At 61.4% G+C, this 22,984-nt stretch carries 24 protein-coding genes; 16 read left to right on the forward strand and 8 right to left on the reverse strand.

All coding sequences use genetic code 11. The features are described from left to right. Both DWV00_RS26170 and DWV00_RS26175 read left to right on the forward strand, forming a co-directional pair. A partial coding sequence (locus tag DWV00_RS26170) for a 4Fe-4S dicluster domain-containing protein (RefSeq protein ID WP_181885593.1) occupies positions 1 to 172 on the forward strand: 172 nt, incomplete at its 5' end. Positions 173 to 185: 13 nt separating this feature from the next. Further along, positions 186 to 776, forward strand: coding sequence for a dimethylsulfoniopropionate lyase (locus DWV00_RS26175; RefSeq protein ID WP_115536542.1), 591 nt, complete (start codon positions 186 to 188; stop codon positions 774 to 776). Positions 777 to 843: 67 nt separating this feature from the next. On the opposite strand, the gene DWV00_RS26180 is transcribed toward DWV00_RS26175, so the two are convergent. Continuing rightward, positions 844 to 1,038 carry a hypothetical protein gene (locus tag DWV00_RS26180; RefSeq protein ID WP_115536543.1) on the reverse strand — a complete coding sequence of 65 codons (195 nt, stop codon included), beginning with the start codon at positions 1,036 to 1,038 and terminating at the stop codon, positions 844 to 846. Between the two features lie 236 nt (positions 1,039 to 1,274). Continuing rightward, positions 1,275 to 2,675 (reverse strand): KamA family radical SAM protein, encoded by a 1,401-nt coding sequence (locus DWV00_RS26185; RefSeq protein WP_115536544.1) that lies wholly within the window; start codon positions 2,673 to 2,675, stop codon positions 1,275 to 1,277. A 310-nt stretch (positions 2,676 to 2,985) separates the two neighbouring features. On the opposite strand from DWV00_RS26185, the gene DWV00_RS26190 reads away from it, so the two are divergent. Together DWV00_RS26190 and DWV00_RS26195 are read left to right on the forward strand one after the other, a co-directional pair. Next, positions 2,986 to 3,894, forward strand: coding sequence for a LysR family transcriptional regulator (locus DWV00_RS26190; protein WP_181885594.1), 909 nt, complete (start codon positions 2,986 to 2,988; stop codon positions 3,892 to 3,894). Between the two features lie 153 nt (positions 3,895 to 4,047). Beyond that, complete coding sequence (locus DWV00_RS26195) at positions 4,048 to 5,304, forward strand: MFS transporter (RefSeq protein ID WP_115536545.1); 1,257 nt, start codon at positions 4,048 to 4,050, stop codon at positions 5,302 to 5,304. Between the two features lie 49 nt (positions 5,305 to 5,353). Here the strand turns inward: DWV00_RS26195 and pcaF are convergent, their stop codons facing one another. Beyond that, positions 5,354 to 6,556, reverse strand: a complete 1,203-nt coding sequence (gene pcaF, locus DWV00_RS26200; RefSeq protein ID WP_115536546.1) for a 3-oxoadipyl-CoA thiolase — start codon at positions 6,554 to 6,556, stop codon at positions 5,354 to 5,356. A 189-nt stretch (positions 6,557 to 6,745) separates the two neighbouring features. On the opposite strand from pcaF, the gene DWV00_RS26205 reads away from it, so the two are divergent. The 3 genes from DWV00_RS26205 (at position 6,746) to DWV00_RS26220 (ending at position 10,056) form a co-directional block, all read left to right on the forward strand. After that, positions 6,746 to 7,594, forward strand: coding sequence for an IclR family transcriptional regulator domain-containing protein (locus DWV00_RS26205; RefSeq protein WP_181885595.1), 849 nt, complete (start codon positions 6,746 to 6,748; stop codon positions 7,592 to 7,594). 151 nt (positions 7,595 to 7,745) lie between these two features. After that, on the forward strand, positions 7,746 to 9,182 hold the full coding sequence (locus tag DWV00_RS26210; RefSeq protein ID WP_115536548.1) for a YeiH family protein: 1,437 nt from the start codon (positions 7,746 to 7,748) through the stop codon (positions 9,180 to 9,182). Between the two features lie 241 nt (positions 9,183 to 9,423). After that, the gene (locus DWV00_RS26220) at positions 9,424 to 10,056 is read left to right on the forward strand and encodes an RBBP9/YdeN family alpha/beta hydrolase (protein ID WP_115536549.1); all 633 of its coding nucleotides are present in this window, start codon (positions 9,424 to 9,426) and stop codon (positions 10,054 to 10,056) included. 36 nt (positions 10,057 to 10,092) lie between these two features. Here DWV00_RS26220 and DWV00_RS26225 read toward each other — a convergent pair whose 3' ends face one another. After that, entirely contained in the window at positions 10,093 to 11,310 is a 1,218-nt protein-coding gene (locus DWV00_RS26225) for a YbfB/YjiJ family MFS transporter (RefSeq protein ID WP_115536550.1), read from the reverse strand. Between the two features lie 126 nt (positions 11,311 to 11,436). Here DWV00_RS26225 and DWV00_RS26230 point away from each other — a divergent pair, with 126 nt between their 5' ends. Beyond that, positions 11,437 to 12,237 carry an AraC family transcriptional regulator gene (locus tag DWV00_RS26230; RefSeq protein ID WP_115536686.1) on the forward strand — a complete coding sequence of 267 codons (801 nt, stop codon included), beginning with the start codon at positions 11,437 to 11,439 and terminating at the stop codon, positions 12,235 to 12,237. A gap of 32 nt (positions 12,238 to 12,269) precedes the next feature. Here the strand turns inward: DWV00_RS26230 and DWV00_RS26235 are convergent, their stop codons facing one another. Beyond that, a complete protein-coding gene (locus DWV00_RS26235; RefSeq protein WP_245965048.1) occupies positions 12,270 to 13,154 on the reverse strand; it encodes a LysR substrate-binding domain-containing protein in 885 nt (294 codons plus the stop codon). A 161-nt stretch (positions 13,155 to 13,315) separates the two neighbouring features. Beyond that, entirely contained in the window at positions 13,316 to 13,576 is a 261-nt protein-coding gene (locus DWV00_RS33795; RefSeq protein ID WP_147297984.1) for a hypothetical protein, read from the reverse strand. On the opposite strand from DWV00_RS33795, the gene DWV00_RS26240 reads away from it, so the two are divergent. The 5 genes from DWV00_RS26240 to DWV00_RS26260 all read left to right on the forward strand — a co-directional run bounded on the left by DWV00_RS26240 (position 13,575) and on the right by DWV00_RS26260 (position 18,368). After that, the gene (locus DWV00_RS26240) at positions 13,575 to 14,657 is read left to right on the forward strand and encodes a branched-chain amino acid ABC transporter substrate-binding protein (protein ID WP_115536687.1); all 1,083 of its coding nucleotides are present in this window, start codon (positions 13,575 to 13,577) and stop codon (positions 14,655 to 14,657) included. The two genes, DWV00_RS33795 and DWV00_RS26240, sit on opposite strands and share 2 nt — an antisense overlap. Positions 14,658 to 14,791: 134 nt before the next feature. Beyond that, positions 14,792 to 16,111, forward strand: coding sequence for an NAD(P)/FAD-dependent oxidoreductase (locus DWV00_RS26245; RefSeq protein WP_115536552.1), 1,320 nt, complete (start codon positions 14,792 to 14,794; stop codon positions 16,109 to 16,111). Between the two features lie 37 nt (positions 16,112 to 16,148). Then, a complete protein-coding gene (locus tag DWV00_RS26250) occupies positions 16,149 to 16,496 on the forward strand; it encodes a RidA family protein (protein WP_115536688.1) in 348 nt (115 codons plus the stop codon). Between the two features lie 98 nt (positions 16,497 to 16,594). Beyond that, the gene (locus DWV00_RS26255) at positions 16,595 to 17,779 is read left to right on the forward strand and encodes a fumarylacetoacetate hydrolase family protein (protein WP_115536553.1); all 1,185 of its coding nucleotides are present in this window, start codon (positions 16,595 to 16,597) and stop codon (positions 17,777 to 17,779) included. A 169-nt stretch (positions 17,780 to 17,948) separates the two neighbouring features. Beyond that, entirely contained in the window at positions 17,949 to 18,368 is a 420-nt protein-coding gene (locus tag DWV00_RS26260) for a gamma-glutamylcyclotransferase family protein (RefSeq protein WP_115536554.1), read from the forward strand. A 35-nt stretch (positions 18,369 to 18,403) separates the two neighbouring features. Here DWV00_RS26260 and DWV00_RS26265 read toward each other — a convergent pair whose 3' ends face one another. Beyond that, positions 18,404 to 19,183, reverse strand: coding sequence for a hypothetical protein (locus DWV00_RS26265; protein WP_115536555.1), 780 nt, complete (start codon positions 19,181 to 19,183; stop codon positions 18,404 to 18,406). 142 nt (positions 19,184 to 19,325) lie between these two features. Here DWV00_RS26265 and gcvA point away from each other — a divergent pair, with 142 nt between their 5' ends. Beyond that, a complete protein-coding gene (gene gcvA, locus DWV00_RS26270; RefSeq protein ID WP_115536556.1) occupies positions 19,326 to 20,273 on the forward strand; it encodes a transcriptional regulator GcvA in 948 nt (315 codons plus the stop codon). Between the two features lie 113 nt (positions 20,274 to 20,386). Continuing rightward, a complete protein-coding gene (locus DWV00_RS26275; protein ID WP_115536557.1) occupies positions 20,387 to 21,919 on the forward strand; it encodes a GGDEF domain-containing protein in 1,533 nt (510 codons plus the stop codon). Positions 21,920 to 21,983: 64 nt separating this feature from the next. Here DWV00_RS26275 and DWV00_RS26280 read toward each other — a convergent pair whose 3' ends face one another. Next, positions 21,984 to 22,673, reverse strand: a complete 690-nt coding sequence (locus tag DWV00_RS26280; RefSeq protein WP_115536558.1) for a GntR family transcriptional regulator — start codon at positions 22,671 to 22,673, stop codon at positions 21,984 to 21,986. Positions 22,674 to 22,686: 13 nt separating this feature from the next. Here DWV00_RS26280 and DWV00_RS26285 point away from each other — a divergent pair, with 13 nt between their 5' ends. Further along, entirely contained in the window at positions 22,687 to 22,902 is a 216-nt protein-coding gene (locus DWV00_RS26285; protein ID WP_115536559.1) for a hypothetical protein, read from the forward strand. The last annotated feature ends 82 nt before the right edge of the window (positions 22,903 to 22,984 follow it).

Genomic DNA, 22,984 nt, shown 5'->3' on the forward strand with positions numbered 1-22,984 from the left:
CTGCCCCGCGGCTGTCTATGAGTTCGCCAAGAACGAGGATGGCACCGATCGCCTTGTCATCAATGCGCAGAACTGCGTGCATTGCAAGACATGCGACATCAAGGACCCGACGCAGAATATCGTCTGGGTCACGCCGGAAGGCGGTGGCGGCCCGAACTACGCGAATATGTAAGCGAGGAAATTCAATGCAATCACGCCCGAAAGAGATACAGGCGTTCATAGACGCCGCGCGCATCCTGTTTGCGGTCGAGACTCGGTCGAAAGAGGCGCGGGACCTAGCAGTCGAGATCTTCGCCCGCCTCGAGCAACCGGGCGAGTTTCGCTTCGAAACGCGCGAGCGTTTTCCCGCCTGCGATTCGCTCGACAAAGCGCTCGAGCCGTATAGCGATGCTGATGACGAGTACGGCCAGGTGGCAAAGAGCATCAAAGCGCTCGAGCCTTTCATCGGTTGGTCCAGACGGATGACCGTCGCAAACGCGAGCCCCAACTTTTTAGAGGGCCACGCGAACGGGATGATTTGCGGTCCGGGAGGCATCGAGCAGCGACGCGATCTTCAACTGGGTTTTACGGTGATGAAGCCCGATGTCCGCTACCCCGATCATAGCCATCCGCCGGAGGAAACCTACGTGCTGATGACCGCGGGCGAATTCCGTAAGGATCGCGGACCTTGGCTTTCGCCGGGAATCGGCGGCGGTATTCATAACGCCCCGAATGCGGTTCACGCAGTCCGCTCGGACGACAACCCGTTCTTGGCGTTGTGGTGCCTGAAGATCTGACGGATTTCGGCGCCGCCTGCTTTTCGAGGCGGCGCGGCTCTTACGATTCGGCTTCGGTTCGTCGTGATCAGTTGTACCCGAGGATGGCGTTCGACATGACGTCCGCCCGGTCCGGCACGTTGCTGACAATCGACGATAGAGGCGCTTCGAGTAGCGTCGCGTAGGACGAAGGCCGTTGCTGCTCGACGCGGCTTGCGGGCGTGGTGCCTGTGCGGGTGGCGGGACCCTGGAAATGCGCGCGCTGATTGTCGATTCCGGACATGCTCTATCTATATGGAGGAGTTTGTGGCCTTTGGATCGACTGCCTGAATCACTGATTCAAAGGGCGTGTCCGGTATTCTTGAGGCGCCGCCTCTCCGGATCAAGCGATGTATACGCACAATGTTGTGCGTTGAAGGAAGGATGTCGACTGAGATCGGCGCGGCAGTCCATGCGATTGCTCGACGAGTGGACCGTCCATCGCAAGCGACGGCCCAGACTGCCCTGGAACGCTTCCCGTTATCCGTTGGAAGCAAGCGCAATGGCGGGCGCCGGCTCGGCTGACACACCGGGAACGTGGCGGCCAGCATGGCGAGCGATGGCGATGTTCGCGACGCTTTCCTCTTCGAAGAAAAACTTCTTCGCGCCGAATGCGGGCTTGAGATCGTGCAGCCAGGTCGCCGCCGGATCGAACTTGGCGTAGAACGGCCGGCGGACCCAATCCGGGTTGCGCGCTTGCAAGAACTGAAGGGCGAACACTTTCTCGCCGGCGATCTCGACGATGCCGTCGATCACGACTTTGCCGGGGAATGCGCTCATCGACGGGCCGCGGACCGTGCGTGCAAGCCCCGAGACAGTTTGATAGGCCGCCTGGAAAATCTCGTAGGCTTTCGCCAGCGGCAACTGGAAATAGTGGCTGGGGCCGGTATCGCGTTCGACGAACATGTAATAGGGGATTGCGCCGAGCCGTACGCCCGTCGTCCACAGTTCCGCCCATCCCTTGGAATCTTCGTTGATGTGGCGAATCAGCGGCGCCTGCATCCGAAGGGTCGCGCCCGACGAAAAAATCCGTTTGACCGCTCGTTGCGCGATGACAGGACGCAATTCGGCCGGGTGATTGTAGTGGCCCATGATCGCGAGGTTCTTGCCGGCCGCGACGACTTTATCGAACAGGCGCATGAGATCGTCCGAATCCTTGTCCGTCACGAACCGCTGCGGCCAATACGACACGGATTTCGTGCCGATGCGGATGTTTTGAATGTGGGAGAGCTCGGGTGCCAGCAACGGCTCGATATACCCGGCGAGAGACCGCGTGTTCATGATCAGCGGATCGCCGCCGGTGATGAGGACGTCGGTCACTTCGGGGTGCTGCTTCAGATAGGCAACAAGTTCGTTCGATTCGCGCGCATCGAACTTGAGATCGTCCATGCCGACGAACTGCGGCCAGCGGAAGCAGAACGTGCAGTAGGCGTGACAGGTCTGTCCGGCGCTGGGGAAGAACAGCACGGTTTCTTTATATTTGTGCTGCAGCCCGTTCACCGGTTGACCATCGAGGAAGGGAACGTTGTGCGTCATTTGCCCCGCCGGATGCGGGTTCATCTTCATGCGGATCGCACGGACGGCCTCTTCAATGGCGGCCTCGTCCTTCTTCACGAGCACGAGGTCTCGGAGATGCGAATACTCGGCCGGGGAAAGCATGTCCGGATGGGGGAACGTCAGGCGATAGATCGGATCGTTCGGGATATTGGTCCAATCGATCAACTCGTCCATGACGTACTGATTCGTGCGAAACGGCAGCACGCGCGATACGACCTGTACCGCTTCGCGCAGTTCCGTCGAAAGGAACGACCACTGCGGGGCTTGGCTGATGGTCTGGCGAGTATAAGGCTTGAACTTTACGGGAAGCGCGTCGTTGGACATGATGCTCCTTCAATTCGAAAGCGGATGTTTGGCAGGAAATTAGGAGTACTAATGAAATTGATATACGGGAATTCACTGAGGCAGTGCATTCGCGAATCTGATACCAGTCTGTGCAAAGCCCCTACGAGACAATGGCGGCATCGGCCCATGAAGCGAGGCGAGACAAAGCCGCCGGCCCATTGCGCAGGCTGGCGATAAATGACTGAAACGACTCGAACGATCTACCGCGATATGGAAGACATTGTTGCGATATGGTTTGCAGCAGGCAAACGATATAAACTCGCGACGTTGTGCGTTTGAGGAAGGATCCGTGAGACGAAAGATTCCGAGTATCGAAGCCCTGATCGCATTCGAGGCAGCGGCGCGCCACCTGAGCTTTACCCGTAGTGCCGACGAACTCGCCCTTACGCAGAGTGCGGTTGGACGGCAGGTTGCGATCCTCGAGGAGTATCTGGGCGTCGCGCTGTTCAACCGGGTCAAGAAGCGGCTCAGTCTTACGGAGGTCGGCCAGCTCTATGCAAAACAAGTACGCGAAAATCTCGAGAGAATGGAGCGGGACACGCAGGCCGCGATGGCGCATCGGGATGCCGGCGGTATTCTCGAACTCGCCGTCATTCCCACGTTCGCTACGCGCTGGTTGATTCCTCGGCTTCCGCAGTTCTACGGTGCGCACGAAAACATCGTCGTCAATCTGGCAACGCGGGCCGAACCGTTTCTGTTCACCGACACGCAGTTCGACGCCGCGATTCACTTCGGCGATCCGATCTGGCCCGGGGCCATCGCCAAGTATCTGTTCGGCGAGGAGATGACCGCGGTATGTAGTCCGCGCTTGATGAACGGCCGCTCCAGCCTCGAGCCTTGCGAGCTCCCGAATTTCACGTTGCTGCATCAATCCGCGCGCCCCGATGCGTGGCGGCAATGGCTCGTGCAGGCAGGCGTTCACGATGCCGACAGCATGAAAGGTCAGCGCTATGAGCTGTTTTCAATGCTCGTGGAGGCTGCCCGCGCGGGATTGGGCATTGCGCTCGTACCTCGATTCCTCGTTGCGCATGAGTTGGCCACCGGCGAGTTGATTTGTCCTTGCGATCTGCTTTTGCAAAGCGAGAAGGGCTACTACCTCGTGTATCCGGAACACAAGCAGAATTCGCCATGGTTGCAGGCGTTCGAGGCATGGCTGCTGTCGGCGGCAAGATGGTACGTCGAACGCGGCGGGGAATAGGGGATGGCAAGGACATGGCAAGACAGTGGGCACGAGGGATGCTGGGCACTGTTGCGCGCGTCGATCGCATGCGCAATGAGCCCGCGGACGCTTGACGGATAGAAGCCCATCGGACGCGCTCGCGAATGAAAGGTCAACAAGCCACGCGTTCGAGTGAAGCCGACAATCCCACTACTGGCGGTTAGTTTCTTCGCTGCCGATGTGCAGGCCGGCGCCGGGCCGTTTCTCGGCATCTACCTGCAGTCGCACGGTTGGCATCCCGATACGATCGGCACCATCCTCACGGTGGGGGCGATCGTCGGCATGCTGGTGACGGCTCCCGCCGGCGCGCTCGTCGATGCCATCTACCATCGGCGTTCGGTCGTCGTCGGCGCGAGTGCGTTGACGATCGTCGCCGCAGCGGTGATCTGGCTCTCGCATGGATATTGGCCGATCATGTTCTCGCAAATCGCGACGGCCGTCGGCGGTTCGGCCATGGGCCCCGCGCTGACAGGATTGACGCTCGGCATGATGGGCCGAAGAAATTTCGACCGGCAATACGGGCGCAATCAGGTATCGAACCATGCAGGCAACATCGCGGCGGCCGCGTTGTCGGGCGCAGCCGGATGGTTGCTCGGCATTTCCTATGTGTTCGTTCTGAGTGCGATATTCGGTGTCGCGTGCATCGCATCCGTGCTGCTGATTCCGTCGCGTGCGGTGCACCGGCACTATGCTCGCGGCCTTGCGCATGAGGACGAGAAGAACCGGTCGCAGGTGCGCGCGGAAAAGATGCGCGTCCTGCTCCATAACCGCCCGCTACTGCTGCTCGCGCTCGTTCTGGCGGTGTTCGATCTCGGCAATTCCGCCATGCTGCCCCTCTACAGCCTTGCAGTCGCGGCGAACCATCACGGTGTTGCAAGCCAGATCACGGCGGCGAACATCATCATTTCGCAGGTCGTCATGTTGATTGCCGCCGTCTACGCTTATCGCATCACTCGCCGCTGGGGATTTTGGTGGGTCATCCTCGCGACGCTGATAACCTTGCCGCTCAGAGGCGTGGCTGCCGCGTGGCTGACCACGCCGTGGGGGATCGCGCCCGTGCAGGTCTTCGACGGCATCGGCTCCGGCCTGCAAAGCGTCGCCGTGCCGGCGCTGATCGTGCATCTATTGCACGGCAGCGGCCGGGTCAATCTCGGTCAAGGCGCGGTGAAGGGGATACAAGGAGCCGGCGGTTGCCTGAGTCCATTGCTGGGCGGGTGGCTCGCGAGCCGTTTCGGCTTTCCGATTGCGTTCGCCGCGCTCGGGTGCGTGTCGGTGGTTCCGCTGGCCATATGGATCACGCAAGGTTCGACGATACGCCGAGCCTGCGATACGCGCCGCGATGAACTGGATAGGATGGCCGACGTCGACACGGCGGCGCTGTTTCAGTGACGATGCGGCTCTGCTTGTGGTGAGCTGCCGAAAAGGCAGCTACCGATTATCAAACGCGTTCGAGAATGACGGCAATCCCTTGCCCCACGCCGATGCACATCGTGCACAGCGCGTAACGCCCGCCTTTGCGTGCGAGCTCATAGGTCGCGGTCGTCGCCAGACGCGCGCCCGATGCCCCGAGCGGGTGACCGAGCGCGATGGCGCCGCCGTTCGGATTGACCCGTTCGTCGTCGGCGGCGAGGTCGAGTGCGCGCGTGACAGCCAGCGCCTGAGCGGCAAACGCTTCGTTCAACTCGATCACATCCATCTGATCGAGCTTCAAACCCGCAACGCTCAAGACTTTGCGCACGGCGTCGATCGGGCCCACGCCCATGATGCGCGGCGCGACACCGGCCGTCGCCATCGCGACGACACGTGCGCGCGGCTGCAAGCCGAATCGCGCCGCTGTGCGCTCGTTCGCCAGCAACAGCGCGCAAGCGCCGTCGTTGACGCCCGATGCGTTGCCGGCCGTTACCGTTCCGTCGGGCCGCACGACACCCTTGAGTTTGGCGAGCGCCTCGAGCGTGGTCGCGCGCGGATGCTCATCGTTCGTCACGACGATCGGATCGCCTTTCTTCTGGGCGATCGTGACCGCGACGATCTCGTCCTTGAAGCGGCCGCTCTCTTGTGCCGCGGCCGTGCGCTGCTGACTGCGCAGGGCGAATGCGTCCTGGTCTTCACGATTGATGCCGAATTCGGTCGCCACGTTTTCCGCGGTTTCCGGCATCGAATCCACGCCGTACATCGCCTTCATCGCCGGATTGACGAAACGCCACCCAATGGTGGTGTCTTCGATCTTGGCCGCGCGGCTGAACGCGCTCTCGGCCTTGCCCATGACGAACGGGGCGCGGCTCATGCTTTCGACGCCGCCCGCGATCATGAGTCCGGTCTCGCCGCTTTTGATGGCGCGTGCCGCGATGCCCAGCGCATCGAGCCCCGAACCGCACAAACGATTGACGGTGCCTCCGGGCACGCCCACGGGCAGGCCGGCCAGCAGGGCCGCCATGCGCGCGACGTTGCGGTTGTCTTCGCCGGCTTGGTTGGCGCAACCGTAGATGACGTCGTCGATCGCGTTCCAATCGACGTTGGCATTGCGTTCCATCAGCGCCTTGATCGGCAGCGCGCCGAGGTTGTCGGTTCGCACGCCCGCCAGCGCGCCGCCGTAACGGCCGATAGGAGTCCGAATTGCGTCGCAAATGAAGGCGTTTTCCATGGAAGATCCTTGGCTAATGAGCTTGCTTGAATACGGTGCGCGGCCACCCACGTGGCGCATGGCGTTCGGCTTCAAATGTTGGCGACAGCGAACTTGACCGTCAAGGGCGATTAGCGGAATACTGTGCGATTATCGGTCAATGATGTGCCGAACCAAACCCTCAAAGTTCAGAGGAAAAGGATGAAACGAATGAGCCGTCGTGGCGAAGCGGAAACTGAAGCGGAAGTTCAGACGGAAGGCGTGCGGCCGGAAAGCAGTGAATCCTCGGATTCGGCTTTGGCCAGCGATCCAAATTTCATGACGTCGCTCGAGCGAGGTTTGGCGGTGCTGCAGGCCTTCACCCAGGAGCGGCGCATCCTGACGACGTCCCAGATCAGTCAGCGCACAGGGATTCCTCGTGCGGCGGTCAGGCGCTGCCTGTATACGCTGGCCAAGCTCGGCTTTGTCGCCGAAGACGAAAACCGGCTGTTCTCGCTGCGCCCGCGCGTATTGAAGCTCGGTCATGCGTACCTCGCGGGGACGCCGCTCGCGCATGCGGCTCAGCCCGTGTTGCGTCATATCAGCAGTACGCTCAACGAATCGGCTTCGGTCGCGATTCTCGACGACGACGAGATCTTGTACATCGCACGAGCGCCGGTATCGCGCATCATGTCGATCGATATTCACGTCGGCAGCAGGCTGCCTGCGTTCTGCACGTCGATGGGACGCGTGCTGCTCGCCCACGCTGGCCCGGAAGTGCTCGAAGCGTTTCTGGACCGCGCGAAGTTCATTCAGTACACGCCGCGCACGATCGTGTCGCGGGAGGGCTTTCGCGGCGCGCTCGAGTCCATAAGGACCAACGGATATTCGCTCGTCGATCAAGAACTGGAGATCGGGCTTCGGTCGATCGCGGTGCCGATCTACGGTGCTGAGGGGAAAGCGGTCGCTGCGCTCAACGTCGGGGTACAGGCGGCTCGCATTTCGATTGCGGAGATGGAAAGCCGAATCTTGCCCGTGTTGCGTGAGGGGGCACAGGAGTTGGCGTTGCTGGCGGTTTGAAGAAGTCGCAGCGCATTGCACCTCGCCCAGCGCACTATGCTTAGTCCAAACGGTTCGTTCACATTCGTTTCCCCGCTTTCGATAATTGTCGTTCAACATGCGCGCGGGCCAGCCACGTTGCCCGCGAAACGCACACGACAGGGGATCAACGATGAGCGGATCGCAATCGGGCGCGGCTAACGCCGAGAACGTGAACGGGTATGAGTCGAGTACGGGTTCAACGCAGAGGCGGCTAGGCTTCTGGCGCGAGTGGACGACGAAAGAAGACTGGTGGTCGATATGGATCGGATGGGGGCTCGTGCTGGTTGCCTACATCCTTTACGCGAACGGCGGCAGTATCCGGTGGCTCGCCGTCGCGCCGGCGCAATGGACGAGTGTCAGCGACGCCGCACATTTCTTCGCCTTACATTTGCCGAACTATGTCGCATTGCTCGCCGTGTTCGGCGTGCTCTTTTCAATCGCGGTGGCCGCGCAAGGCCAGCGAGTCGCGCACTTCGTTCCGTCGTTCCTGATCGTGTTCGCAGGATCGATCGTGATCTTCACGCTCGGCGCATGGACCGACGCATCGAAGTACAACCTCGAGCCACCGCTCGTCGCTCTTGCCGCCGGTCTCATACTGTCGAACGTGTTCAAGCTGCCCGAATGGTTTCACGCGGGGCTGCGTGTCGAACTCTATATCAAAGTCGGCATCGTGCTGCTCGGTGCGACGCTGCCGTTCACGCTGCTCGTGTGGGCGGGTCCCGTTGCGGTCGGGCAGGCGACTATCGTGTCGCTGTCGACGTTTTTCGTGATCTTCCTCGTCGGCTCGGCTCTCGGCCTGGACAAACGTTTCGCCGCGGTGCTCGGCACCGGAGGCGCGGTATGCGGTGTTTCAGCGTCGATCGCGATTGCAGGTGCGGTTCGTGCGAAGCGCGAGCACGCATCCGTTGCGATTACGCTCGTCATCGTCTGGGCAATCGTGATGATCTTCGCTTTGCCGTTCATATCGCGCGCATTCGGCCTGCCGACCGGCATCGCTGGCGCATGGATCGGCACGTCGGAGTTCGCCGATGCCGCCGGTATCGCCGCGGCGCAGGCCTACGGCGATCTCGCGAAGCACGGCGCCGGTGCGATTGCCGGCGCGCCGGAAGCGTCGCTGCAAGCATTCACGCTGATGAAGGTCGTCGGCCGCGACATCTGGATCGGCATCTGGGCGTTCGTGCTCGCGATCGTCGCGACGACGCGCTGGGACCGCGAAGGCGAGTTGCAGGTGCGGTCCCGCGCCGGCGAGATTTGGGCGCGCTTTCCGAAATTCGTGATTGGATTCGTCATTGCTTCGGCGTTCGTCACGTGGGTCGCGAGCGGTCATACGCTCGGCGCCTATCGCAAGATCGTGGCGCCGGAATTCACGGCGCCGATCACCGTGCTGCGCACGTGGGCATTCATCTTCTGCTTCTTCTCGATCGGGCTGACTACGCGGTTGAGGTCGTTATCTGCTACGGGCGTGCGGCCGTTCATTGCGTTCACCGCGGGGGTGGCGGTCAATGTGATCGTCGGATACGTGTTGTCGGTGCATGTGTTCGGACATTATTGGGCGAGCCTCGGCTAATGAATGCGACCGCGAGCGCGTCGATGCCGCGCGTACCGTCCTCCGCCCGCTGCGAGGATTGCGCGCACCGCGATCCCGATCGCGGCGGCATCGAGCGTGCGGTTTCGGGACTTACCGTCTTCGGATCGGGATACGGATCGAGTGTCGCTGAGACACGCTTGTGCTTACGGCGCGATCGATTCGTGTCGCCTGACGATAGTTGCTCCGAATTCGAAGCATCATGCGGACGTGGAGAAAATCAATGCGTACGTGCGATAGAAATCGTTGGCCGCCTCGGCTCGTGACCGTCCCCGGCCTGCATGGCAGTGAAAACGCACACTGGCAAAGTTGGCTCGAGCGGCAGTTTGCTCGCTCGCTGCGCGTCGAGCAGTCGGATTGGGAAGCGCCAAATCTTGGTGGATGGGCACGTACCGTTGGCGAAGTGCTAGCCAAAGAGCGGGGGCCTTTCGTTATCGCCGCGCACAGCTACGGATGCCTTGCGGCCGCGCATGCGATTGCGCTTGCGCGCCACGCAGGCGCGGCTGACGTGGCGGGTATTTTGTTCGTCGCGCCCGCGAGCCCGGAGAAATTCGAGTCGGTCGGTAAATTCGCCGCGCATCGCATCGACGTGCCTTCGATTCTAGTCGGCAGCGAAAGCGATCCGTGGATGCCCGCAGGCGAGGCGCGCGAACTTGCACGGCGGTTCGGCAGTGCGTTCGTGAATCTAGGTGCGGCGGGGCACATCAACACGGCGGCAGGGTTTGGGCCATGGCCGCGCGCTAAATTGTTCATCGATACGCTGGTTCATTGTGCGGCCAGGAGTGTGTTCGGGAGCGTAGATGGGCCCGATCTTGTCCCGAGCGGTCGCAGCAAAAGTGACCACCTTCTCGCTTAGCGAGGGCTGAGCATGATGGCGATGCCCGGCTCAATGTCACTTGGCAGGCGCGATCGCGCGGCTCGGCGAAAACACGGGCGTCTTGGCGAGGCGGCTAAGCAGCGCGATGCCCACCAGCATGACGACGGCAACGAAGATCAGGGCGGCGTTGTAATTCCCGAAATGCGCGCTCAAGTAGCCGGTGATGACCGGCGCTGCTATCTGCGCGATGCAGTAGTTCAGCGTCATCCGCGCCATCGCCTTGGCCGGATTACTCGGATAGTAGCGCCCCACCAGCGCGAGTGTGAGGCTCACGATGCCGATGAACGTGGCGCCGAATAGCACCGCGCTCAAAGCGATCCACCCCGCGTCGCGCGTGAGCACGGGCAGAACGATGGAAAGCGTTTGAAGCAGAAACGCGGCGATTAGCGCTTGAACGATACCCCACCGACGCGCGATGCCGTCCCAGATGTAACTGGCGGGGACTGCCGCCAATCCGACAATGACCCACACCCAGTTTCCTTTTCCGGCGAAAGCGGGCAGTCGGTCGACGATATCGACGATGAACGTGGCGCTAACGACATATCCATACCCGGCGCAAAGATAGGACAGAGAAAGCAGTGTGGTCCACGATCTGCTGGGCACGCTATGCGTCGCGCGTGCCGCACTTCCGCCGTGGCTGACCGGTGCCGGCATCCACGCCCAAGCAACGCAGAAGAAGAACGTGCCGAGCACGCCCAATCCGATCCAATCGATATTCCACTTCCAATGAGCCGACAGGTACTGCACGGCAATGCCTGAAACGATGATGCCCGCGCCCATGCCCATGAAGTGCAGCCCGAGTTCGGGTTGATGGCCGTTTCGAACATGCCAATCGAGCACTAGACCCGACGCCAGCAGCGAACCCGAGATCGCAGCGACGCCTGCAAGGAAGCGCAGCAAATCCCATAGCAGCAGTGACTGCGTGAGCCCCGTGGCAATCGTCGTGACCACACCGAGCACTAGCCCCACCCGGTAGAGGACATATTTCGACTCGAGCCGCGACAGGTTGGCGGCAATCAAGGCCCCCGCCATATAGCCGGCGTAGTTCCACGTCGCCAACCAGCCGCCTGACACGATGCTCAAGCCCGCCTGATCGCGCATGATGGGCAGCATCGGGGTGTAGGCGAAGCGAGCCAGGCCCACGGTAAGGACGAGCGCACAGAGCCCAGCCGCGATGACTTTGGCTCGCTCTCGTTGGGTCGCCGAATGCGGCAGGCCTTGCTGGGTACTCATGATTTCGGGGGGCAATTAGCCGGTTCGTTGTCGCGGGCAGCGTCAGCTATTAGAACAATGTTCGACGTGGCCGTATTTCGATGAGTTGCCAGGATGTATAGAATAACCGCCAAACGGGAGACTGAAATGCCTTGGGAGACGATCGAAGTACCGGCTGGACTACCGCCTCCTAGGCCGCTGGCGGTACGCGTGCAGTTCATCCCCGCGCATCACTGCTTCCCCGAGCATGCCCATCGGTGGAACCAGATGGTCTATGCGATCTCGGGAGCGCTGACCGTCATCGCGGAAGGCGGGTCCTACGTCATCTCTCCGGAGCAGGCAGTCTGGTTGCCGGTGGGAGTAAATCACCGGGTCGGTTCGCTATTGGGCGCCGAGTTTCGAAGCCTATGGATCGAGAAGGAGGATGGCGACGGGTTGCCGGCCGACGGTCCCACCGTGTTCGGCGTTACGCCGTTGCTGAAGGCGCTTGTAATCGAGGCAGCCGAAATCAGTGGAGAGGAGGACCACGACGGATACGCCGGCCGGATTACTCGGTTGATATTCGATCAGTTGCGCCGCGCGAATCCACTCCCCGCGGCGCTGCCGTGGCCACGCGAGGGCGTCTTGTCCACGCTGTGCGAAGCGCTTTACGCAGATCCCGCGGATCCGCGCGGGCCCGAAGAGTGGGGCCGGATAGTCGGCATGTCGCCAAGGACGCTGGCTCGCCATTTTGCGACCGAGACGGGCATGAGCTTGCGCTCGTGGCGGCGGCGCATGCGATTGTTTCGGGCGATCGAATTGCTGGCGGGCGGGCTAGGGGTAACGAGGACCGCAATGGAACTCGGGTACGGCTCGACGTCCGCGTTCGTCTATGCGTTCCGTCTTGAGATGGGCGCTAGCCCGCAAGCGTATATGCGCGGGCGCGGAGACGACGCACATCTCGCATGAGAGATTTTCTTTTGCCCGCCTGCATCCGGCGGTCAAACGGTCGTGAGCAGCCAGTCCTTGAACGTCGACGCTTGCGCACTGAGCGGGCGATGCCTCGAATACACGAGGTGGTCGCCCCGCTGCGCTTCGTATTGAAACTCCCCCAGCCGCTTCAGCTTGCCGGCTTCGATCGCCGGGCGCGCCATCGAATCCCACGCGAGACTCACCCCCAGCCCTTCGATCGCCGCATTGAGGGTTAGTGTCAGCTGATTGAACGTGATCGCCTTTCTGGGGATCTGGTAATCGACGTTGAAATAAGCGAACCAATCCTGCCAATCGATGCAGTCCCATTCGTGCGAGTCGAGCTGGATCAGCGGCAGAGCGCACAGGTCGCTCGGCGTTGCGGGGGATGGGACTTGCAATTCGGGGCTGCATACCGGATAGACGACCGTCGGGATGAGGGGAATGCTATCCAACAGCGACCAATCGCCGTCTCCGTAAAGAATCCCCAAGTCGGCCTCGTTGCAGCTATGCTCGTTGTTCGAGTTCGTGGAGACGACGCTCACCGTGATTTCCGGGTATCGCTGGTTGAAGCGAACGACTCTCGGGAACAACCAGTAGTGCGCGATCGACAACGTGCAGGCGATCGAGACGGCTTGACCGTACTGCTCGTTGCGAGCCTTCACGACCGCCCGCTGTAGCTTGTAAAGCAACGGCTCCAACTCTTCCAGAAAGCCTGCGCCGGCGTGACTGAGTTCGATACCTCGCGCGTGCCGATCGAACAGTGCGCAATGCAACGCCTCCTCCAGCGCCTTGATCTGCTTGCTGACGGCGCTCTGGGTGATCGAAAGCTCTCGAGCGGCGGACGTAAAGCTTCCACATCGGGCAACCGCCTCGAAACAGACGAGCGTTTCGATCGGCGGCAACGAATTCAGCATTCTCAGAACGTTCGCCATCGCATCACCATTGCATTCCTACGGGGAATTTATTGCTGCACTGCGAGATCATAGAGCAGCGCTTTTAAGCGCATCCCCCATTCCAGTGAAGCATACCCCATGCTCCGATTTCGTTTGTGGTCGAAATGACGGTTTCGTAACCTTTAATCGATCGTAGAAGGAGCGTCACCCAAGGTGTATCGGTTCGGCGGCTCGCGGTGGAGGAGGTTGGAGACAAGTGACGGACCACGTCTAGCGATCGTGAAGATCGGTATGGGCTCGGCGACGGCGACGTGCAGGCACGTTACCGGTCGAGGCCAATTGCAGCGACCGATCAGGTTGGATTCTTTCGTTTCAAATTCATGGGTAAATACAATGAACCGCATTTCTAAAATCGCCGTTCCGTTGATTTCCGGCGCAGTCATGGTCGCTAACGTTTACGCCGACGACACGGTCAAGATCGGCGTTGCCGAGCCGTTGACGGGGCCGCTCGCGCCGCAAGGCAAGGATGTCGAAAACGGCGCCAAACTGGCCGTGGATCACTTGAATGCCGCTGGGATCAAGATCAAGGGGACGCCGGTTCATTTCGAAATCGTCGCCGAAGACGACATGGCCGATCCGAAGACGGCCGTGACGATCGCTCAGAAACTCGTGGACGAAGGCGTCGTAGGCGTCGTGGGACACCTCACCTCGGGTACGTCGATCCCCGCCTCGAAGGTCTACGCGCAAGCCGACATCCCCCAGATATCTCCGTCCGCGACGAACCCCGTGCTGACACGCCAAGGATTCGCGACGGCATTTCGCGTGATCGGCGATGACGCCTATGTTGGAGGCGTCCTGGCGCAATACATGGCGAAAACCGCCGGCTATAAGCGTGTCGCGGTGATCGACGATCGCTCGGCCTACGGTCAAGGGTTGGCGGACATCGTCGTGGAAGACTTGAAGAAGGCCGGCGTCGACGTGGTCGACCGCGAATACGTGACGCCGAGCACGATCGATTTCCGCGGCGTGCTGACCTCGGTGAAGGGAAAGAATCCGCAGGCGGTCTTCTACGGCGGCGTGGACGCGCAAGCCGGCCCGTTGCGCAAGCAAATGACGGATCTGGCGATGAAGACGCCGCTCATCGGCTCGGCGATCGAAACGGACAACTTCATCAAGCTCGCGGGCCCGGCGGCCGAAGGTACCGTCTCGGCCGAATCGGGGCAGCCGCTCGAAACTATGCCGGGCGGCAAGAAGTTCGCCAGCGAGTTCGAGAAGAAGTATGGCCCGGTCGTGCTCTATGCACCCTATGGCTACGATGCGGTGATGGCGTTGGCTCATGCGATGGAGCTTGCGAATTCGACGTCTCCCAAGGACATCGTGCCCGCATTGAAGAAGGTGGATTTCCAGGATGTGACCGGCACGATCGCCTTCGATCAGAAGGGTGATCTGCGCACGAGCAACGTGACGCTCTATCAAGCGAAAGGCGGTAAGTTCGTGCCTCTGCAGACCGTGCATCTGAAGTAACGAGGAACTGCTTTGAGCGGCAGCGCGGCGCCCGCGTCAGCGTATTCCCCCGTGGAATGTCTCATGACTCGAATTCGTTTGTGCCGCCTGCCGGCTTCAAGCATCGTCGCTGTGTGGTCAAGTGAGAAACGGCAATGCACAAAGTAGAGAAGCTTCCGCAGGTGGATGGCGAACTCGGTTGGCTCGAAACCGCCCCTGAGTCGAACGTTCGGCTGGGCGCGCGCGTGAAAGGCGACCAGGAGTTCGACATCGCCATTATTGGCGCGGGGTTTACCGGGTTGTCGGTCGCGCTGCGGTTCGCCGAGATCAACCCTTCCGCGCGGATCGCAGTGGTGGATGCGCTGCGCGTGGGCGAGGGATCGTCGGGGCGAAACGCCGGCTTCCTCATCGATCTGCCGCACAACGTCGATTTCAGCAAGACCGGCGTCGAGCATGCGCGATCGGAGCATCGCCTCAATATGTTTGGGATCGAGCGGCTGCGGGGCTTCAAGGATCGCTATTCGATTCCCTTCTGGAACGACGCCGGAAAATTCATGGCGGCGCATGAGCAGAGCAATCTGAAGGGGCTCGACAATTTCGCATCGATGCTGCAGCAGGCCGGGTTCGAGTATGAACTCGTATCGGGTTCGGATCTTAATCGCCGCCTCGGCACCGACTACTATCGTTCGGCCGTTTATACGCGCGGCAATGTGCTCGTCAATCCGGCCGCGCTCGTGCGCGGGCTCGTCAAGGCGCTGCCGGCGTCGGTATCGCTATTCGAAAGCAGCCCGGTTCAGGCCATCGAATACGGGCCGCCGCACAAGCTGCAGTTTCTGGGCGGGTCGATCTCGGCACCTATAGTCGTGCAAGCCACGAATTCGTATTCCGAGCAGTTCGGCAAGCTCACGCATCGCATTGCGCCTATCTTCACTTACGCGAGTTTGACTCAACCGCTTAGCGACGATCAGATCCGCCGCTACTTCGGCGGTGTGAAGCCTTGGGGGCTGACATCGGCCCATCAGGCGGGCACTACGGTTCGGTTCACCGACGATCGGCGAATCTTTATCCGCAACACGTACGACATCCTTTCGGATCTCAAGGCGACGCGCGAGAAGCTCGAATTGGCGTGGCATCAGCACCGCCTATCGTTCGAGGCTCGCTTCCCGTTCGTGAAGGAAATGACGTTCGAGTACACGTGGGGCGGCGTTTTCGCTTTGACGCTGAACCATGAGCCCATCTTCAAGAATGCCGGGGAGGGTGTCTATGTGCTCGGCGGCTGCAACGGCGTCGGCGTAGTGAAGGGTACTTACCTGGGCTACTACATGGCCGACTACATTTCCGGAATCGACAGCGAGAATTTGCGCTTCGTCCAGCAACACTCGAATCCGTCATGGATTCCGCCCGAGCCTCTGCTTTCGATCGGCGGGAAGCATCGATTGACCCGCGAACTCGGCACCGCGAAGGGCGATGTTTGAACGTTTTAGTTTTGGGCTTATATCAAGGATGAACAAGATGATCAAACGCATCGAACCGGGCAGCCGGGCATCGCGGGCCGTCGAGTATGGTGGGCACTTCGTCACCGGCGGCGTGGTAGCCGACGACAAGTCGGCCGATATCGTCGGGCAGACGAAGCAAGTGCTTGCCGTCGTCGACGAGTTGCTGAAGGACGCCGGCCTGACGCGGAACGACCTTACGCGAGTTCAAATCTGGCTGTCGGACATCGGCCATTTCGACGGCATGAACAGGGTGTACGACAAGTGGGTAGCAGGCTACGAGAAGCCTGCGCGAGCGACGGTCGAGAGCCGGCTCGCCGATCCGGGCTACCTGATCGAGGTGCAAGCGTTCGCCTATCGTGCGTGAGCTTAGCTCGATGGGCGGGCATGCACGAGGTCGCGAATCTTGGCGACTCGCGCAGCCGACGGTATGACGGTATCGACCGACCCGCATAGGATCTAAACATGACCTCGTCTTCCAGCTATCTTCCGCAAGATCTCGGCAATGCCCTGCTCGTTGGGCGGGTGTGGCGCCAAACCGCCCAGGGTGCCGGACCATGTGTCGTCGTCGTCCGCGACGGCATGGCGTTCGACATCTCGCAGACCGCGTCGACCGTATCGGACCTGTTCGAGCGTGCCGATCTCGTCGTGCTGGCGCGTTCGGCACTTGGCGAGGCGCTTGGCCCAGTGGGCGCGTTGATCGAGCGCAGTCTCGATCCGAAGGGCGACGCTAGCGCCCCCCATTTGCTCGCACCGTGCGATCTGCAAGCCATCAAGGCTTGCGGGGTGACGTTCGCGGTCAGCCTGCTCGAACGCGTCATCGAAGAGCAGGCGGGCGGCGATCCCGCCAAGGCGCAAGAAGTCCGCAACACCATTGCGCGTTTGATCGGCAGCGATCTATCGAAGATCAAGCCCGGTTCGGAAGCGGCTGTCAAATTGAAGGAAGAACTGCAACGTCGCGGAGCGTGGTCGCAGTACATGGAAGTCGGCATCGGCCCCGATGCGGAGGTATTTTCGAAGTCCCAGCCGATGTCCGCCGTCGGATTCGGCGCCGACATCGGGCTGCATCCGGCGTCCGCATGGAACAACCCGGAGCCCGAAATCGTGCTGGCGGTGAGCAGCAAGGGGGAAACCGTAGGCGCGACGCTAGGTAACGACGTGAACCTGCGGGACATCGAAGGCCGGTCCGCATTGCTGCTCGGCAAGTGCAAGGACAACAACGGATCCTGCGCCATCGGTCCGTTCATTCGGCTATTCGACGAGACATTCACGATCGACACGGTTCGCGCGACGAGCGTTTCGCTTCGTGTCGATGGGACCGACGACGGCTTCCTGCTCGATGGCATCAGCCACATGACGGAAATCAGCCGCGATCCGCTCGATCTCGTGAATCAGGCTTGGGGGCGTCATCATCAATATCCCGACGGCTTCATGCTGTTCCTCGGCACCATGTTCTCGCCGATCAAGGATCGCGACGCGCCGGGCGGCGGGTTCACGCACCATCTCGGCGACCGCGTGACGATCAGTGCGCCGCCGCTTGGCGCCATCGTCAATACCGTGCGGCTCTCCACCGAAATCGCGCCTTGGACGTTCGGCGTGCGCGCACTTTACGCGAACCTCGCCACGCGCTCGTTGCTGCGCACGCAGTGAGCGTAAGCGGCGTCGTAAGTGCTACATGACCGCCATGACGGTTTAGGTTCGAGCAGGCTCTGTTCAATGGCGCATTAAGCGCCTAGTGTATCTACCCATAGGCGCGCCGCCGCGCTTTCCGGCATCGTTTTGAACGAAGACATCATTCATCCGAAACGGAGTTCGCGCGATGCAGAACGTGTTTGTGTACGGCACCTTACGTGCCGGTGAGCCTAACGACATTCGCCATGCGGCTGCAAGCCACGGTTTGGCTGAGCCGCGGCTGATCGGCGTGACGGCGGTACGCGGAAAACTATACGACTTCGGCAACTATCCGGGGCTTGTCCTCGACGAAGCGGGCAGCCCGGTGACCGGCGATGTCTATGAGATAGAAGACGAACTCATTGCCGTCCTCGATGAAATCGAGCGGGCTTATCCGGGCATCGACGGGATGTTCGTCGGGCGCGAAATGACGTTCGACGTTGCCGGGGAGCGGGTCGTGTGTCTCTACTATCCGGTTACGGAGTCGGCCGTTCAAGACAAGCCGGAAATAACCGGCGGCGATTGGGTTGCGCATCGGCGTTCGCGTGTGACGAACGCCGAGCAATAGAGCAAACAACGATAGGTAGCGCAATAGGACGCGGCTCAGTCGGTGGAAAGAGCCACCGGGACACGCTGCATTCGATACAAAGACACCGCTTGTATCGCGAGCGTGCAGAGAATCGGAACGCTATACGCGGCGACCAAGTTCAGCCGCATCAGCGTCAGGCTGAGGATGTAGAAACACGCGGCAAAGCTCAGCAGTCCCGCCACCATGCCGCGCATCAGTTGTTGTGCGGCCACGTGACCGATCTGACGGTGCGTGAACACCGCGAGAATGATCGCCATGAACGGGAACGATGCGAGCACGCCGCTCGTTTGAGCCCCCACATAAGGCGCGATCAGCGTCACCCCGACCACGAGGCCGGCGATGAGGCCCATGCGCAAAGGCAAATCCCACCACGGTGCGGCAAGCCGGCTCGCTTTGGTTGCCTTGTTGGGGATCAGGCCGAGCGCCAGCAAGACGGCCGCAACGGCGGCGAGAAACAGGCCGATTTCCGGCAACGGAACGTGCTGCAAAATGCCCGCGATGACGGCAAACGTCGCGCAAGCGGAGGTCAATGCGAGCACCCATCCCCGGGACGCGACGCGGCAGTACACGGCGCAAAAGGCCGCTTGAGCGACGGTCGCGATGAGCGATCCCGTCGTCGCCTGCGCGGCGAAAGCGGGCCCATGCTCGAGTGCGAGGAAGACCGAGATCGGACCCGACGTGAGCGGCAGCCCCAGCAAGAGTCCCCCGATCGACTCGCCCCAGCGGCGAACGGCGAGCGTGGTGGCCGCCAGCAACAGCGGGGTAACGACGAGCTTGAAAACAAGAAGATCCATGGTTGGCAAACTGCGTGGCAAACGACCTAAATGAACGCGTGCTTCGAATGACGTGTATGTGAATATTGAAGGCGGATACGGGTGCCCGACAAACCATTTGTCGTCATATAATGCGTGAGTCAAACTCACGCGTCGTTGGCTCATGTTCGATCGAGTTCCACCCCTCCAAACGCTGCGCGCTTTCGAGGCAACCGGGCGGCTGCTGAGCATGACGCTGGCGGCTGAAGAGTTGCATGTCACCCACGGCGCGGTGAGCCGGCACATCAAGACACTCGAAAACTATCTCGGCGTCACGCTCTTCCAGCGTTTGACTCGGCGCATCGTCCTGACCGAAGCCGGGGCCGAGTTTCTCTTGGTCGTCACGCGGACCCTCGGCGAACTGACGAAGGAAGCCGAGCGCCTCCGCGGCCATGACGGCGCGTTGAGGCTCAAGATCAACGCGAGCATGTCGTTCGCGAACAAATGGCTCGCACCGCGGCTGCATCGTCTAAAGGCTCGTCATCCGGAACTCGATGTTCACCTCGATGTGACCGACACCTACATCGATCTGAACGATAGAGAAGCGGACGTGGCGATCCGCTATGGAAGCGGGCGCTATCCGCGGGTTCTCGCCGAGCGGATTCTCGAAGAAACCATTACGCCGGTTTGCAGCCCCGCTTATCGGACGAAGATGGGCGGATTGTCGACCTTGGCGAGTCTGGCTCGTTGCACGTTGCTGCACGAGGACGGCATGCTGGCCAATTGGGAGCAATGGCTTGCGCTGGCCGGCGTGCGGAATGTGCGTAGCGATCGCGGTTCGGCCTACAGCTACGGAAGTCTTGCGATCGAGGCGGCGATTCGCGGCGAAGGTGTTGCGCTCGGCCGGAGCGTGATCGTCGCGGACGACATCGCCGCCGGGCGTCTGGTCGCCCCCTTTCCGGAGATCCGTCTCGAGGCCGAGCGCGGACATGACCTTGTCTACCGTATCGGGAGCAAGGACGATCCCAAGGTGTGTGCCTTGCGTGACTGGCTCGCGGAAGAGATTCGCTTGTTTCTCGCTCTGACCGAGCCCGAGCGTTCCAGAGAAACGATCGAAACGAAGTCGAGTTGAGGGTATACCCCTAAACATCAAACATCTTAAGTAGCCGTTAAAAAGGCAGTACGAGTCACACCGAGAAATAGAGAAGGACGGGGCGGGAACGTCTCGAAGTAACCGTTTTTGACATGAAGCGCAGCCTCATCGAGTTCGCCAAGGTAGCGGTTACGTTCGGAGCCTTTGCCTGCCTAGGCATCGCATTGACCCATGCCACCTGGGGCGTCAGCAGCATCTGGCCGGCGAACGGCCTGATCGTCGGGCTGTTCTTCAACGGCCGCAAGACTCGCTGGCGCACGCTCACGATTGCCGTCGCCGCCGGCGCTCTCGTCGCCAATCTTCTTTTTCTGCGCGACCGTCCGGCGGTGCCGCTATTCACGTTCGGCAATGTCGTCGAAGTGTTGGCGTTGTGGGTCTCGCTGAGCGCTTCGCGTGCACCGGTATCCGCCGTCGTGAGCCCACGCAGCCTTTTTCGATTTCTGCTTTGCGCGGTACTCTTCCCTGCAACCGTCTCGGCATTGGCTGTCGGCGTGGTCGCGCATCTCACGCGGGGTTGGCCGCTGTTGTTCGTCAGTCGCAGCTGGCTGTTCAGCGACGCGCTTGGGCTCGCGTTGTTTCTGCCGCTAGGGCATGCGGTTCGAGGGGCGCAACGTCTGTTGAACATCGGGCTGTCGCGCCGAAGGTTCGGCACGCACTTCTCGCGTGCCTCGGTTCATGGCGTGCTCGCGCATGCGATCGTGTTGCTCGTCAGCGTCGCCACGTTCCACCGGGGGCACTGGATACCGCCGTACTGGGTGTTGCCTTCGGTCATCCTCGCCGTGCTGTGGGCCGGAAGCTATGCGGCGGTCACCGGTACGTGCATCGCGAGCGCGGTCGCCGTGATCAGCACCGTGAGCCAACCGTTTTCGAGCCCCCTCGGTGCGTTCGCCACCCCCGAAAAAGCCATCCTCGAGGTGCAAGGCTTTACGTTGGCCTGCATGCTTGCGTCGTATCTCATGGCGTCCGTTCTCGCCGATCGCCGCCGGTATCTGGCGCAGGCGACAGCCGGCCATCGCACGCAGCTCGAACTTGCCCGCAAGCTGCGCGAAGCGAACGCGGAGCTGGAGGCGCTGGCGTTGCAGGACCCGCTGACGCGCCTGCCGAACCGCCGCCGTTTCGAATCGGCGTTCGCCGACGGATCCTTCACCACGAATGCGGATCGCGGAGAGGTTGCGGTCATGTTCATCGACGTCGATTGGTTCAAGCGATTCAACGATCGCTACGGACATGCGTTCGGCGACGGGGCATTGAGGGCGGTGGCGAACGTTATCGGCGAGCGTTTGCCGGACGGCGCGATTGCCGCACGCATCGGCGGGGAGGAATTCGCGGTGTTGATGCCGGACGCTAGCGCAGCGGTGGCCGAAGGTCTTGCCGAATCCATCGTGCAAAGGGTCCGGCTGCTTTCGATCGCTCACGCGGATAGCCCTTACGAGCATGTGACCGTGAGCGTCGGGCTGATGCTTTCCAAGCGTGGGGTGGCCGTGGATAGGGCTTCGCTACTGGATGCCGCCGATGCCGCCATGTACCGGGCAAAGAGCGAAGGCCGCAACCGCTGGGTTCGTCTCGATCGCGATGGGGCGACTCACGTACCTGCTATCGGCCAAGGAACCTGTCAGTCAGTTTGATTTTGTCCGCTGTCATGCGGCCTGCTCCCGTGCATCGGCGATGCGTCATGGCTCCATGCCCACGTTACTCCGCTTGCGCCGCGCGCTCTTCCTGCTCGGCGAGCACGCGCAGCGCAAGCTCCGCGGTGCGTTTGATATGCGCACGCGACGCCGCCGCCGCCGTTTCCCCGTCGCGGCGTTCGATCGCATCGAGCAGGGCGTTCATCTCGCGATTCGACTCCTCGCTTCGGCCGGGCGTAGCGATCGTCATCGCGCGTAGCCGATTGATCCTGGCGTTCAGCGATTTCACGACGCTGAGCGACACGACCTTGCCCGCGCCGTCGAACATCGCATCGTAGAACGCCTCCGTATGTTCGAGCACGCGCGGCGCTTCGCCCGCGGCGAAGGCGGCTTCGATCTTTCGGCGGATCGCGCGCAGCCGCGTAACCAGTTCGGGCGTTGCTCGTTCGGCACAAGCTTGCGCCGCATTCGCTTCGAGCAGGCTGCGCAATTCGTAGATCTCGCCGACCTGGCTCGGATCGAGGCGCGCGACGATCGGACCTTGCCGCGCGACGATCTCGACCAAGCCCTCGGTCTCTAGGTGCCGCAGCACTTCACGCACGACCGTGCGGCTCACGCCCAGTTCATCGCATAGGGTCCGCTCGACGAGGCGCGCGCCCGGCTTGAAGTAGCCCTGGACAATCGCGCCCCGAAGCTTGTCCAGCGTGAGTTCTCTCAGCGTCTTGGCCGTTCGGTCTATTTTGAGGTCTGACATGGCTTAGGAAAGGGTGAGCGATCTATCCGCCCGCGGCAACGGATCCGCGGGCACGCTGGCATTCCGTATTATCGACGATCTTGCGCCCGACAGCGGCTTTCGGCGGGATGTCGTCGAATTCATCACGGTCATCACGGTCACGACGGCTTCGACGGCCCCGGGGCGTATCGGCGGCGAAAATCGTGCCAGTCATGCCGCAACTCATATCATGGTATTCCATAATATGTAGATCTCGTTTCGCGCCATAAGCTGGTATACCATAATCTCAACAGATGGCATCCACGGCATCGTGCCGCGTCAGGAGAACTGTT

Origin of the sequence: Trinickia dinghuensis (assembly GCF_003367175.1) — a bacterium.
Classification (GTDB): domain Bacteria; phylum Pseudomonadota; class Gammaproteobacteria; order Burkholderiales; family Burkholderiaceae; genus Trinickia; species Trinickia dinghuensis.

Bases quoted from the DNA above. Each gene is read 5' to 3' on its own strand.
- DWV00_RS26175 (WP_115536542.1), top strand. From the start codon at position 186: ATGCAATCACGCCCGAAAGAGATACAGGCGTTCATAGACGCCGCGCGC.
- DWV00_RS26180 (WP_115536543.1), bottom strand. From the start codon at position 1,038: ATGTCCGGAATCGACAATCAGCGCGCGCATTTCCAGGGTCCCGCCACC.
- DWV00_RS26185 (WP_115536544.1), bottom strand. From the start codon at position 2,675: ATGTCCAACGACGCGCTTCCCGTAAAGTTCAAGCCTTATACTCGCCAG.
- pcaF (WP_115536546.1), bottom strand. From the start codon at position 6,556: ATGGAAAACGCCTTCATTTGCGACGCAATTCGGACTCCTATCGGCCGT.
- DWV00_RS26205 (WP_181885595.1), top strand. From the start codon at position 6,746: ATGAGCCGTCGTGGCGAAGCGGAAACTGAAGCGGAAGTTCAGACGGAA.
- DWV00_RS26210 (WP_115536548.1), top strand. From the start codon at position 7,746: ATGAGCGGATCGCAATCGGGCGCGGCTAACGCCGAGAACGTGAACGGG.
- DWV00_RS26220 (WP_115536549.1), top strand. From the start codon at position 9,424: ATGCGTACGTGCGATAGAAATCGTTGGCCGCCTCGGCTCGTGACCGTC.
- DWV00_RS26225 (WP_115536550.1), bottom strand. From the start codon at position 11,310: ATGAGTACCCAGCAAGGCCTGCCGCATTCGGCGACCCAACGAGAGCGA.
- DWV00_RS26230 (WP_115536686.1), top strand. From the start codon at position 11,437: ATGCCTTGGGAGACGATCGAAGTACCGGCTGGACTACCGCCTCCTAGG.
- DWV00_RS26235 (WP_245965048.1), bottom strand. From the start codon at position 13,154: ATGCTGAATTCGTTGCCGCCGATCGAAACGCTCGTCTGTTTCGAGGCG.
- DWV00_RS26240 (WP_115536687.1), top strand. From the start codon at position 13,575: ATGGTCGCTAACGTTTACGCCGACGACACGGTCAAGATCGGCGTTGCC.
- DWV00_RS33795 (WP_147297984.1), bottom strand. From the start codon at position 13,576: ATGACTGCGCCGGAAATCAACGGAACGGCGATTTTAGAAATGCGGTTC.
- DWV00_RS26245 (WP_115536552.1), top strand. From the start codon at position 14,792: ATGCACAAAGTAGAGAAGCTTCCGCAGGTGGATGGCGAACTCGGTTGG.
- DWV00_RS26250 (WP_115536688.1), top strand. From the start codon at position 16,149: ATGATCAAACGCATCGAACCGGGCAGCCGGGCATCGCGGGCCGTCGAG.
- DWV00_RS26255 (WP_115536553.1), top strand. From the start codon at position 16,595: ATGACCTCGTCTTCCAGCTATCTTCCGCAAGATCTCGGCAATGCCCTG.
- DWV00_RS26260 (WP_115536554.1), top strand. From the start codon at position 17,949: ATGCAGAACGTGTTTGTGTACGGCACCTTACGTGCCGGTGAGCCTAAC.
- DWV00_RS26265 (WP_115536555.1), bottom strand. From the start codon at position 19,183: ATGGATCTTCTTGTTTTCAAGCTCGTCGTTACCCCGCTGTTGCTGGCG.
- gcvA (WP_115536556.1), top strand. From the start codon at position 19,326: ATGTTCGATCGAGTTCCACCCCTCCAAACGCTGCGCGCTTTCGAGGCA.
- DWV00_RS26275 (WP_115536557.1), top strand. From the start codon at position 20,387: ATGAAGCGCAGCCTCATCGAGTTCGCCAAGGTAGCGGTTACGTTCGGA.
- DWV00_RS26280 (WP_115536558.1), bottom strand. From the start codon at position 22,673: ATGTCAGACCTCAAAATAGACCGAACGGCCAAGACGCTGAGAGAACTC.